11 protein-coding genes are annotated in these 12111 nt (G+C 65.8%); 7 read left to right on the plus strand and 4 right to left on the minus strand.

Annotation, left to right across the window (positions count from 1 at the left end):
- Nucleotides 1-49 precede the first annotated feature (49 nt).
- The 4 genes from CH275_RS08660 to CH275_RS08675 are packed head-to-tail and all read left to right on the plus strand — an operon-like array spanning nucleotide 50 to nucleotide 4221.
- Nucleotides 50-607, plus strand: coding sequence for an RNA polymerase sigma factor (locus CH275_RS08660; protein ID WP_094677035.1), 558 nt, complete (start codon nucleotides 50-52; stop codon nucleotides 605-607).
- Entirely contained in the window at nucleotides 592-1065 is a 474-nt protein-coding gene (locus tag CH275_RS08665) for a hypothetical protein (RefSeq protein WP_094677037.1), read from the plus strand. The genes CH275_RS08660 and CH275_RS08665 overlap by 16 nt, the downstream gene beginning before the upstream one ends.
- A complete protein-coding gene (locus CH275_RS08670; protein WP_373453692.1) occupies nucleotides 1025-3547 on the plus strand; it encodes an ATP-binding protein in 2523 nt (840 codons plus the stop codon). Before CH275_RS08665 ends, CH275_RS08670 begins: the two co-directional genes overlap by 41 nt.
- Nucleotides 3544-4221 carry a response regulator gene (locus CH275_RS08675; protein WP_094677041.1) on the plus strand — a complete coding sequence of 226 codons (678 nt, stop codon included), beginning with the start codon at nucleotides 3544-3546 and terminating at the stop codon, nucleotides 4219-4221. The genes CH275_RS08670 and CH275_RS08675 overlap by 4 nt, the downstream gene beginning before the upstream one ends.
- Nucleotides 4222-4224: 3 nt before the next feature.
- On the opposite strand, the gene ggt is transcribed toward CH275_RS08675, so the two are convergent.
- A complete protein-coding gene (gene ggt, locus CH275_RS08680) occupies nucleotides 4225-6147 on the minus strand; it encodes a gamma-glutamyltransferase (RefSeq protein WP_094677369.1) in 1923 nt (640 codons plus the stop codon).
- Between the two features lie 36 nt (nucleotides 6148-6183).
- On the minus strand, nucleotides 6184-8406 hold the full coding sequence (locus CH275_RS08685; RefSeq protein ID WP_094677043.1) for a putative bifunctional diguanylate cyclase/phosphodiesterase: 2223 nt from the start codon (nucleotides 8404-8406) through the stop codon (nucleotides 6184-6186).
- A gap of 199 nt (nucleotides 8407-8605) precedes the next feature.
- On the opposite strand from CH275_RS08685, the gene CH275_RS08690 reads away from it, so the two are divergent.
- A complete protein-coding gene (locus CH275_RS08690) occupies nucleotides 8606-9319 on the plus strand; it encodes a Clp protease N-terminal domain-containing protein (protein WP_179276045.1) in 714 nt (237 codons plus the stop codon).
- Here the strand turns inward: CH275_RS08690 and CH275_RS08695 are convergent.
- Complete coding sequence (locus tag CH275_RS08695) at nucleotides 9313-10287, minus strand: NAD(P)/FAD-dependent oxidoreductase (protein ID WP_094677045.1); 975 nt, start codon at nucleotides 10285-10287, stop codon at nucleotides 9313-9315. The genes CH275_RS08690 and CH275_RS08695 overlap by 7 nt on opposite strands.
- 238 nt (nucleotides 10288-10525) lie before the next feature.
- On the opposite strand from CH275_RS08695, the gene CH275_RS08700 reads away from it, so the two are divergent.
- Complete coding sequence (locus CH275_RS08700) at nucleotides 10526-10768, plus strand: hypothetical protein (protein ID WP_094677047.1); 243 nt, start codon at nucleotides 10526-10528, stop codon at nucleotides 10766-10768.
- Here the strand turns inward: CH275_RS08700 and CH275_RS29415 are convergent.
- The gene (locus CH275_RS29415) at nucleotides 10765-10932 is read right to left on the minus strand and encodes a hypothetical protein (protein WP_179276046.1); all 168 of its coding nucleotides are present in this window, start codon (nucleotides 10930-10932) and stop codon (nucleotides 10765-10767) included. The genes CH275_RS08700 and CH275_RS29415 overlap by 4 nt on opposite strands.
- A gap of 265 nt (nucleotides 10933-11197) precedes the next feature.
- Here CH275_RS29415 and CH275_RS08705 point away from each other — a divergent pair, with 265 nt between their 5' ends.
- The gene (locus tag CH275_RS08705) at nucleotides 11198-12067 is read left to right on the plus strand and encodes an SGNH/GDSL hydrolase family protein (RefSeq protein WP_256990925.1); all 870 of its coding nucleotides are present in this window, start codon (nucleotides 11198-11200) and stop codon (nucleotides 12065-12067) included.
- The last annotated feature ends 44 nt before the right edge of the window (nucleotides 12068-12111 follow it).

The following is a 12111-nucleotide window of genomic DNA, read 5'->3' on the forward strand; positions in this document are numbered from 1 at the left end:
GTATCGAAGAGGTGCGTGATCGATGACCGCTACGTGAACTGGGGGCCCGATGGAGTGGGTTGATGCATCGGACCGCGTACTCGTCGGCGCAGCCGCGCTGGGCGAGACGGATGCGTTCGAGGAGATCGTCCGGCGCTACGGTCCGGAGATGTTTCGGTACGCGCGAAACATGCTGTCCGATCAGGGTGCGGCCGAGGAGGTGGTGCAGGACGCTTTCGTGGCAGCGTGGAAGGGGCTGGACAACTTTCGAGGCGACTCGGCTCTGCGAACATGGTTGTTCTCGTTGGTGTCGCACAAAGTGATCGATCATCGACGACGTCGCAGTGTTCCACCCGCAGAAGATTGGGTGTTCGAGCGCAAGAGCACGGGCGCGGGCAGCGATCCCGAGGCGGATGTCGAGGCAGGCGGCTTCATGACCGAGCTGGGCGTCGCACTCGCCGAGCTGCCCTACCGTCAGCGAGCCTGCTGGCTGCTTCGCGAGGTGGAGGGCCTGACGCACCCCGAGATCGGCGCGATCATGACGTTGTCCGCCGGAGCAGTACGTGGTCAGTTGACCAGAGCACGAGCAACATTGAGCGAAAGGTTGGCGACATGGCGAACCCAGTAGAACCGGATTCGGTTCTCGCGCGTGCTGCCACCGAACTTCGGGACGCACCTCAGGAACCGAATTGGGTGGATATCAGCGCGTCCATCATCACGAAAGTACGAAACACCACCAGGCGTACGTGGCCCATCGACAGTGCGTTCCCCCCGGGCTCCGCATCTTCCACAGACGGGGCCAGACCGGCGGACTCCCTGCGGGTGAGCGACCACATCGTCAAGACCACGCTCCGTCGTGCTCTGGCGGACGTTCACGGCGCACAGCCCACCGAGATCGACCTCGATCTCGAAGATCACGCCTGCATCGGTCTGTTCGTCGCGGTGATCGGTGTGTACGGCGACGACCTGCAGGCCGCGGGAGACGAATTGGCGACCATCGCGATCGATGTCGTGTCGGATCTGCTCGGCGTAACCCTCGGCCGCGATGTCGTGGAGATACGCGTCGACGACATCGAGGAGCGCTAGCTGTACCGGCCGGGCGAGGAGGCAGACTGTGGCGGACAGAGGTGAGCTGCGGATCTACCTCGGCGCGGCACCGGGCGTCGGCAAGACCTTTGCCATGCTCGGTGAGGCTCACCGGCTGAGCAGCCGGGGCTGCGACGTCGTGGCAGCGGTCGTCGAGACACACGGCCGCGCGCGAACGATCGAGGCGCTCGACGGTATCGAAGTGCTGCCGATGGCCACCGTCGAATATCGGGGGTCCTCGGCGGCGGAACTCGATCTCGACGCCGTCCTGAGCCGAAAGCCGCAGGTGGTGCTCGTCGACGAACTGGCGCACACCAACACCCCCGGCAGTGTGCACGGCAAACGGTGGCAGGACGTGGAGGCGCTGCTCGACGCGGGCATCGACGTCATCTCGACACTCAACGTCCAGCATCTCGAATCGCTCAACGACGTGGTGCAGCAGATCACCGGGGTACCGCAGCGAGAGACGGTGCCCGACAGCGTCGTTCGTGCGGCCGACGAGGTGGAACTGGTCGACATCACCCCCGAAGCACTCCGCAGCCGGCTGCGGCACGGCAACGTCTATGCCGCCGAGAAGGTCGACGCGGCACTGAGCAACTACTTCCGCGGCGGCAACCTGACGGCGCTGCGCGAACTCGCACTGTTGTGGATAGCCGATCAGGTCGACGCGGCACTGGTGAAGTACCGCAAGGACAATCGCATCACCGAGACGTGGGAAGCCCGCGAGCGCGTGGTGGTGGCCGTGACCGGAGGCCCGGAATCGGAGACTCTGCTGCGCCGCGCCAGTCGTATCGCCTCGAAGTCCAGCGCGGAGCTCATGGTGCTGCACATCGTCCGCGGCGATGGCCTGGTGGGTGTGTCGGCACCGCAGATGGGTTCGGTGCGAAAGCTTGCCGCGGGGCTCGGTGCCAGCGTGCACAGCGTCGTCGGCGACGACGTGCCGACGACGCTGCTCGACTTCGCCCGCGGGGTGAATGCAACCCAGCTCGTGATCGGTACCTCGAGGCGGTCGCGTGCGGCGCGGATCTTGGACGAGGGAATCGGCGCAGCAGTGGTGCAGAACTCGGGAAAGATCGACGTGCACATGGTCACTCACGCCGAGCAAGCCCGCCGTAGGGGCATCCAGGTCGATTCGGGGCGGCGACGCATTCTGGCGTGGGTCGCCGCCGTATTGGTGCCGTGCCTCGCCGCCGCTGTACTGAGCACGGTCGGACCGAACTTCGACTCCAGCGGCGAGAGCGCCCTGTTCTTCATGGTGGTGCTGTGCGTTGCGCTGCTGGGAGGAGTTGCGCCTGCGGCACTCTCGGCGTTGATCGCCGGATTCCTGCTCAATTACTTCTTCACCACACCCCGGTACAGCCTCACCATCGCCGAGCCCGAAAATTTTGTGGTCACCGTCGTGCTGCTGCTGATGGCCGTTGCCGTCGCCGCGCTGGTCGATGCGGCAGCCCGGCGGACGCGTCAGGCACGGAGGGCGACCCAGGAAGCCGAGCTGTTGACGCTGTTCGCCGGATCGGTGCTCCGCGGAGCGGACCTGACGGCACTGCTCGAACGCGCCCGTGAGACCTACCGGCAGATGGGCGTCGCGTTGTGGGACAACCAGTCTCAGTCGATCGTGGGCAGTGCCGGTGAGCAGGCCCCGATCGATCGAACCGGAGCCGATACCGAGGTCGATGCAGGCGACTTCACGTTGTTGCTCGTCGGCGAGCGCACCCGCGCCCACGATCGGCGGGTGCTCGCGGCCGTGGCCAACCAGGCGGCAGGCATGGTCCGTCAGTCTCGGCTGGCCGAGGAAGCCAGCCGCGCCAATGCGCTCGCCGAGGCCGATGCGCTGCGTCGAGCATTGCTCTCGGCCGTCAGCCACGATCTGCGGACGCCACTGTCCGCCGTCAAGGCGGCGTCCTCGTCTCTGCGCAGCACCGACGTGCAGTTCTCACCCGAGGACACCGACGAATTGCTCGCCACCATCGACGAATCGGCCGATCAGCTGACCGCACTGGTGAGCAATCTGCTCGACTCCTCGCGGCTGCAAGCCGGTGTGGTGCAACCGAGTCTGCGTCCGGTCTTCGTCGACGACGTGCTGAGCGGCGCACTGGTCCAAGCAGACGATCGCGTGCGGGTCGAGGTGGGAGACGTCGAAGTACTGGCAGACCCTGGTCTGCTCGAACGCGTGCTGGCGAACCTGGTGGACAACAGCGCCCGATACGCACCCACCGGCGACATCACGGTCAGGGCCGCGGTGCACGGCGAGCGGGCAACCATCTCCGTCGTCGATCATGGCCCCGGCATCACCGCGGGAGCCGAGGAAACGATGTTCGACGCGTTCCAACGCCTCGGGGACCGCAACAACTCGATAGGCGTCGGGCTGGGACTGTCGGTGGTGCGCGGATTCGTACGGGCCATGGGCGGTACCGTCACCGCATCGAACACGGACGGCGGCGGGTTGACGATGACGGTCGAGCTGAAAGCGGCGAGCAGGTGAAGGTGCGGGTGCTCGTCGTCGACGACGAGCCGCAGATCGTGCGAGCGCTGCGGATCAATCTCAACGTGCGCGGGTTCGAGGTGGTCAGCGCCGCTTCCGGCGGAGAAGCGCTGCGGGTCGCCGCGAACTTCCACCCGGACATCGTGATTCTCGATCTCGGCCTACCCGACATCGACGGTATCGACGTCATCGCCGGTCTGCGCGGCTGGACGGAGGTGCCGATCCTGGTGCTCTCGGCGCGGACCGACTCGGCCGACACCGTCGAGGCACTCGACGCCGGTGCCGACGACTTCGTGACCAAGCCCTTCGGGATGGACGAGTTGCTGGCGCGATTGCGTGCGGCCCTGCGCCGTGGCCCGCAGACCGTGGCAGCTCCCGTCGTCGAGACCGAGGACTTCACCGTCGACCTGGCCGCGAAAACCGTTGTCCGAGCCGGAGAGAACGTGCACCTTACCCGCACCGAATGGGGTGTCCTCGAACTGCTCGTGCGCAACGAAGGCAAGTTGGTATCGCAGAAGGACATATTACGTACCGTCTGGGGACCCGGCCACGAGCGCGAAACACATTATCTACGTATCTATCTCGGACAACTGCGGCAGAAGCTCGAACGAGACCCGGCCGCGCCGGTGCACCTCATCACCGAAACGGGTATGGGCTACCGATTCGTGAGCTGACCCCTATCCTCCCAGTACCTCACCTTCGCGGCGCGGGTCTGCTCCTCCGATCCAGCCGCCGTCGGTGCGCTGCAATGCGCTCAGTCCGCTGGACTGGTCTGCGACCGACACCTGATGGCCCATCTCGCGCAGTTTCACCACGACGGGATCGTTCTCACCCGTCACGTTCGGATGCTCGCCGCCGTAGTTGGTGGACGGGGTGTTGGCCGCACCGAAGTCGACCATCGATACCGCCTGCTGCGGGTCCATGCCCCAATCGAGCAGTCCCACCAACGTTTTGACGACGAACTGAATGATCACCGATCCGCCCGGCGAGCCGGCGACGAGAACCAGGTCTCCGCGTGAGCCGTCGTCGCCGCGATCGAAGACCAACGTCGGGGCCATCGAGCTTCGTGGACGCTTCCCCGGCTCGACGCGATTGGCCATGGGAGTTCCGTCCTCGGCCACCGGGGATGCCGAGAAGTCGGTCAGCTGATTGTTGAGCAGGAACCCGTCGACCATGTGGAACGACCCGAAAGCCGATTCGACGGTCGTCGTCATCGAGGCTGCGTTGCCCTCACTGTCGACGATGGAGATGTGACTGGTGCCGTGTTCGGGGTCGGTGGACGACGCGAACTGCACCGGGCCGAAGTCACCGGGCTGCGCGGTACCCATCGACTTGCCCGCGTCGATCAGTCCTGCTCGCTCGCTGAGGTATTCGGGGTCGAGCAATGCATCGGGCGAGCCGCCGGGCAGCGGTACGAAGTCCGGATCGGCCACGTACTTGTCGCGATCGGCGTAGGCCAGGCGCTCGGCCTCGGAGATCAGGTGTACGCCCTCGGCCGTGGGGGTTCCGCCGTTGGCGTCCATGCCCGTGGGCGCGTACTGCGCCAAGTCGAAGTTCGACAGAATCCCCATCGTCGACGCCACCGCGATTCCACCCGAGGACGGGCCGGGCATACCGCAGATGTCGTGGTCGCGGTATTGCGTGCACACGGCGGTGCGGGTCTTGGGCTCGTAGGCGGCGAGGTCGTCGAGCGTGATCTGCCCGGCGGTGCGGCCTGCGGTGGTGTCGGCCGTTGCGTCGACGATGGCCTGTGCGATGTCCCCGGTGTAGAAGGCGTCGGCACCGTCGGTTGCGATGACGGACAGCGTCTTCGACATCGCCGGGTTGTTCAGGACCGTGCCGGCCGGCTTGCCGGAACCGTCCGGCTGCAGGAAGTAGTCCTTGGACGCGGGGTCGAGGGCGAGCTTCGGTGCTGAGTCGGCGATGGACGACGCCATGCGTGGGCTGATCTCGATTCCGTTGTCGGCGAGACCGATTGCGGGCTGGAAGAGTTCACCCCACGGCTTGTCGCCGTGATCGTCGTGGGCCTGCTCCAGCATGCGCAGGACGCCCGGCACGCCGATCGATCGCCCGCTGGACCGTGCATCGGGTTGTGGCACAGTGCGGTCGACATCGTCGATGTACCGCAGGTAGTCGCCGGTGGCGCTCATCGGAGCGGTCTCCCGGCCGTCGTAACTCTGTACCTCGCCGGTGGCCGCGTCGTAGTACATCAGGAATGCACCGCCGCCGATGCCCGAGGACTGCGGCTCGACGAGGCCGAGCACAGTCTGGGCGACGATGAGGGCGTCGGCCGCGGTGCCGCCGTCACGGAGAACCTCACAGGCCGCTGCGGTGGACACAGGATTGGCCGTCGAGACCGAGTACGAGGCGGTCTCCACCGGCGTCATGTCCGATCGATACCCGGTTGCCACTTCCGGATTGGTGGAGATGTCTCCCGAGCCCGCGCTGGGTGTTGCTGCTACCGGGGTGCCGCCGCTGGCACCGAGAACGCAGCTGTCCTCGCTGGCAACGTCGGTACCGGCGCTGTCATTGCTGCTGCACGCGGCGAGCGGCACCAGTAGCAGGGCACAGGCAAGAGCGGTGGAGCGGAGTGGGCGCATTCCGATTGCAGACACCGACCGACGCTAACACCGTGATCACCGTCGGTCGGCCGATTCGAGCAGCCAGTGTGCGATGGGTGCGGGCCTGCCGAAGAGGAAACCCTGCGCGAAGCGACATTCGAGTGACTCGATGATGGCGGCCTGCTCCTCGGTCTCCACACCCTCGGCCACAGTTTTCACCGGCAGCGCCGACGCCATCGCGACGATCGCGCGAATCAGTTGGGTATCGGACTCGGAGTGGCCGATCTCGTGCACGAAGGATTTGTCGATCTTGAGCAGCGCGATCGGCATCGCGCGCAATCTGTTCAGCGAGGAGTAGCCGATGCCGAAGTCGTCGAGGACGATCAGCACGCCCATGGCAGCGAGCCGATCGAGAACGTTCTTCGCAGTCCCCATGTCGTCGATCAGGACGCTTTCGGTGATCTCGAGCGCCAGATCTGCTCCGCTGACGCCGTACGCGTCGAGCAGTCCTCCCACGACGATCGGCAACGAATCGTCCCGTAGTTGCATCGGGGACACGTTCACCGACATGGTGACGTCCTGCCCGTCGGCGCGCAGCGTCACCAGATCCGAGATCGCGGTGCGCAGTACCCATTCCCCGATCTCCTTGATGAGGCCGGTGGACTCGGCTATCGGAATGAACTCGTTGGGGGTGCTCACCCGCCCATGCCGATTCCAGCGCAGGAGTGCCTCGTAGACGACGGTTTTCCGCGAGGCGGTCTCGACGATCGGCTGGTAGTACACCTCGAGTTCGCCGCGTCGGATCGCTCCGCGCAGCGCGGTGGTGGTCTCGATCGCCGACGTGGCGCGGGCCCGAAGGGATTCGTCGAAGAACGCGTATCGCGCCGCGCCGAGAGACTTGGCGTGATACATCGCCGTGTCGGCCTCACGGATGGCGTCGTGCAGTCGGTCCGCATCGGCGATGCCGACCGATGCCGTGACGTAGGCCGTCGCGGCGCTGAGCTGGAAGGGCTCGTTCATTCGATCGATGATGTTGCGGGCCAACGCTTCGGCACCGAGTCGATCGCGCCGGGTCACGACGACGAACTCGTCACCCGCATAGCGAATCACGGAGTCGGCGGCACCGACTGCGGCGCGGATCCGACGCGATGCGGCAACGATCAGTTCGTCACCGACGCGGTGGCCGTACGAGTCGTTGACCATCTTGAAATCGTCCAGGTCGACGAACAGGATGCAGGTGCGTTCGGGTGACGGCGAGCGCTCGTGCCGAGCGAACTCCGCGTCGAGCATCGTTCGGTTCGGGAGGCCGGTCAACACATCGTGTGCCGCTGCGTATTTGGCGTTCTCTTTGCCGATCTGGACTCTGGTGAGCGCGCGTTCGCCGCGTAGGAATGCGCCCACCAGGATCGACGCGAGCAACAGCGAACGCACGACCAGGTCTCCGGTGGACACAGCCGAGCCCAGCAGCGGCACCGTGGCGCACACGACCAACAGCATCACCACGAACACGACCCGACGGTTGCTGTGGGCGGGTGCCGGAGTCTGTTGTTGAGAGACGGTGCGCATCGACGGATCGAGCGCTGCCATCGCCAGGGAGAGGTACGCGAAGAGGTAGATACCGTCGAGCAACCCCGAGGACGGCGCTTCGTCGGTCGTGGCCGCGAAGGCGTACGAGACGTCGCCGACGAGCGTCGCGATCAGGGCGACGAGCGCCCACTGCAGCGCTGCGGTGCGGGGTTTGGAGGAGAACAACAGGTAGGTGGTCAGTGTGATCAGTGCTGCATCGATCGCCGGATACACCCCGTTCACGACCGTCGATGCCGACGACCGTGAGGATTCGAGGGCCGGGGAGATGAACAGCAGCCACGACAGAAACAGAGTGCCGAGGAAGATCAGGCCCGCGTCGACCAGTGGCGTGATGTCGTCGATCGACTTGCGATCCCGAATCCACCGCGACAGTGCGTATCCGACGAGTGCATAGCCGGTGAGGGTGAACAGGTCCGGCAGCAGCGGAAGGGAATGGGTCAGTGCACTGGGATCGCTGCGGAGCGAGACGCCGAACATGAACACCACCGAGGCACCGAACAGTGCCCACCAGCATCGAGAGTCGTCGGGACGGTATCGGCGAATGGCCGTGCTGATGGCGAGCACCGAGCCGACGGCGACGGTGGCCAGCACACCTGCCCGTACTCCGGCGTCACCGAGAAGGAACACTGTGCTCGCGATGGCGATGACCGCGGCCAGCCCCGCCGTTCGTTTGGATTGCAGAGCGAAAGGTGCGGCGACCTTCGTATTCATCGAAGGACCTACTTCCTTCCCGCTCGCGGCGTCTCGCGGCTTCTTCGTGACGCCTATGTCGGTGAATATACGTCCTCGCGCAGTTCTTACGCTTGCAAAGATCGGCCTCGGTGCCCAGGCTGCACAACAGATGTTGCGGCGGCACAGAGCCGTCAACCGGGGGTTGACGAACGCATATCGTCAACCTAGGGTTGACGATATGACCGAACCATTGAAGATGACGAACCCTGTCCGCCTCGACGACCTCATCGAGGCCATCGAAAAAGTGCACACCGACGCGCTCGATCAGCTCTCCGACGCGGTGATCGCCGCAGACTCGCTCGGTGAGGTCGCCGATCACCTGATCGGACATTTCGTCGACCGCGCACGCCGCTCCGGGGCGTCGTGGACCGCCATCGGCGCATCCATGGGCGTCAGCAAGCAGGCGGTGCAGAAGCGCTTCGTCGCCAAGGGTGCCGATGATCCCGCCGAACTCGATGCCGAGCAGGGCTTCTCCCGCTTCACCCCGCGGGCACGCAACGTTGTGGTCGGGGCGCAGAACGAGGCGCGCGCGACGGCCAGCGATCACATCACGACCGGACATCTGGTCCTCGGCCTACTCGGTGAACCCGAGGCGGTGGCAGCGAAACTACTGGGCGCTCAGGGGCTGACGCCCGAGCAGATTCGTTCTGCGGCGACGGCGACGCTGCCGGAGCCCACGGACCCGTTGCCCGCACTCATCCCGTTCGACGCCGGTGCCAAGAAGGTCTTGGAGTTGACCTTTCGTGAGGCACTTCGTTTGGGGCACAACTACATCGGTACCGAACACATCCTGCTGGCGCTGCTGGAGAACGAGGACGCCGCTCTCGCGTCGCTCGGTGTCCACAAGGCCGCGATCGAAGGTGGACTGGCCGCGGCACTGAAACCTCAGTAGCTCGCCGACGTCGCCCGCGCGAGGGCGGCCTGCACGTCCTCCTCGATCAGATCGCCGTTGATCGCGGCACCGGCTCGTACTCCCGCCGCCGATGCAGCCACCACCGTGTCCATCGGCGCGGACACGTTGCCGGCGACCCAGACGCCGGGCACGGACGTGGCACCGACGGGGTCCGCCTCGATGTAGGTGCCGAGCACGTGGTCGCCCATCACCATCTCGACAGTGTCGAGTCCGAGTGAGACCAGGATGTCGGCGCGGGCGGTGAAGTTGGGTCCCACCACCAGTGCATCGAGTCGAACCTGCCTCCCGCTCGACAGCGTGACGCCGACGATCGCGTCGTCGTCGACGTCCACCCGGGCGATCTCCTCGTCCACCACCTCGATGCCGCGGGCAGCCAGACGGCCCTGATCCTCGGTGGTGAGTTCCGGTGCCAGGTGTGCGAACACCGTGACGTTCTCGGTGAGCTGGCGCCACATCTGTGCCTGGTGCCCGACCATCGCGCTGCCGATGATTCCGATCGCCCGATCCCGCACCTCCCAGCCGTGGCAGTACGGGCAGTGCAGCACGTCGCGGCCCCACCGCTCGGCGAGGCCGGGAATGTCCGGAAGAACGTCGGTGAGGCCGGTGGTGACCAGGAGGCGTCGGCCATGGACGACGGAACCGTCGGCCAGGGATATCGCGAAACCGGATTCGGTCCGGGTCCCCGACAGGGCGGTGCCCTCGATGATCTGCGCGCCGTAGCGGAGCGCCTCGGCGCGGCCGAGCCGAGTCAGCTCGAGAGGTGACTCGCCGTCACGAGTGAGGTAGTTGTGCGAATGTGCTGCGGGCGCGTTGCGGGGAGCACCCGCGTCGACGACCACGACGGAGCGCCGCGAGCGACCGAGAGCCACGGCGGCACTGAGTCCGGCGACTCCGCCGCCGATGACGATCGCGTCGACCGGCGGGAGGTGAGCAGTGTCTGAAGTCATGTGCAGAGTGTGCCGCTTCGGTGCGGTCTTCAGCAAGAAGAATTGCTACAACAGCAAATACTGCAGTAGAAAAATACCGATCGACGCATTTCGAGGCGTCTTACGGGGCGATGGTCGAATCCAGTTCCCGATGACCGTCCCCGGGATCGCATGCGGGCCGGTTATGCGCGGATCTACCGCTTGAACAGGGCGTTCTCTCGAGGTCTACTGATCGGTAAGAATCGAGCCGGGGGGGCGTATGGGGCACTTCGAGATCGGCGAGACCGTGATCACGGTCCGAAATCTGGGACACGTGCGCTGGCGCTGTGGCATCCCCAAGGGAACCGTCGGAATCGTCGTCGGCGTGGATTGGCTCGGTGACGCCCGGGTGAACTTCACCGTCGACGACGCGATGCTCGCTCGAGGCGAGACTGTCGAACACATCGTCGCCGACGGTGACGTTCGCACACTGCGGGCCGCTCCCCGCCGCATGTTCGGCTAGTTGCTGTCGGTTCGCTCGTCATCGGTAGCGGGACCGGTTTCGACTGCTCCGCCTTCACTGGACCAATCGTTGTCCTCTGCCGCGGCAGCCGGATCCGACGTCACGTCCGGTTTCGCGTCGGGGGCAGTGTCGTCGTTCTTCTTCGCGTCGTTGTGGGTAGTCATGTCCCGTGGGTACCCGCGCGGTGCCGAACGAATCGTCGACACCGCGCGGGAGAGCGTACGGCCGGGCTCTACAGGCCGAAGGGCAGCGTTCCCGGTGCCAGCTCGAAGCCGCTGCTGCCGGCCGAAATGGAGCCGAAGCCGCCGAGGATCGCGTTGATGAAGTTGGTGATCATGAATGTTCCTGCCTTCGTTGTGTAGATGCGTTGTGTAGATGTTTCGTGCGGACAACCCGGTCGAGGCTACCGGCAGCGGTAGCGTCGAGGCTGTGAGAAGCCAAGGAATCTTCGTCGGTCTTGCCGTGGCTGCCTGCGTGCTCGCGGCCTGCACGACGGAGTCTTCCGCGCCGGAATCCCCCGCTGTGCTGGACTACGTTGCGTTGGGGGATTCGGCGGCGTCGGGACCGCGTATCCCCGACCAGGTCGGCGCGCCGGGGTGCCAGCAGTCCGACTCCAACTACCCGCACGTTCTGGCCGAGCAGCTGGCCGTCGGCTCCTTCGTGGACGTCACGTGCTCGGGTGCCGTCACCGAGAACATCGTCTCCACTCCGCAGGGCACGTCCAGCGGTGAGGTGCCGGTACAGCTCGATGCGCTGAGCCCGGACACCGATCTGGTGACCGTCACCATCGGCGGTAACGACATCGGTCTGGTCTCGACGGCCGTGCAGTGCCTGACGTTCGCGGAGACCTCGGCAACCAACGTCTGCCGCGACCGGCTGACCGCAGGCGGGGTGGACACCGTCGCCGGTGCCATCGCGGAGAAAGCGCCGAACTGGGGAGCCATGCTCGACGCGGTGGCCGAGCGCGCGCCCGACGCGCGGATCCTCGTTGTCGGCTACGGCACCTATCTGCCCGACGGCGGCTGCTTCCCCACCCAACCGATGCTCCCTGAGGACGCCGACTACATCCAGGGCAGCATCACCGCGATGAACGAGGCGTTGAAGCAGCAGGCCGAGCAGCACGGTGCGGAATTCGTCGACACCGAGCCGCTGAGTGTCGGCCACGACGTCTGCGTCGCCCCCGATCAGCGGTACTTCGAGGGAGTCGTCCCGCAGAATCCTGCTGCGCCGTTGCATCCGACGGCGGCCGGGATGGCAGCGATCGCCGACGGGGTGGCCACTGTCGTCCGTGCCGGATAGAGACCACGACACCGAAACTGGCTCTTCTCGTGCGGGTCGGTCGA

This window comes from Rhodococcus sp. 06-235-1A (assembly GCF_002258785.1).
Classification (GTDB): domain Bacteria; phylum Actinomycetota; class Actinomycetes; order Mycobacteriales; family Mycobacteriaceae; genus Rhodococcoides.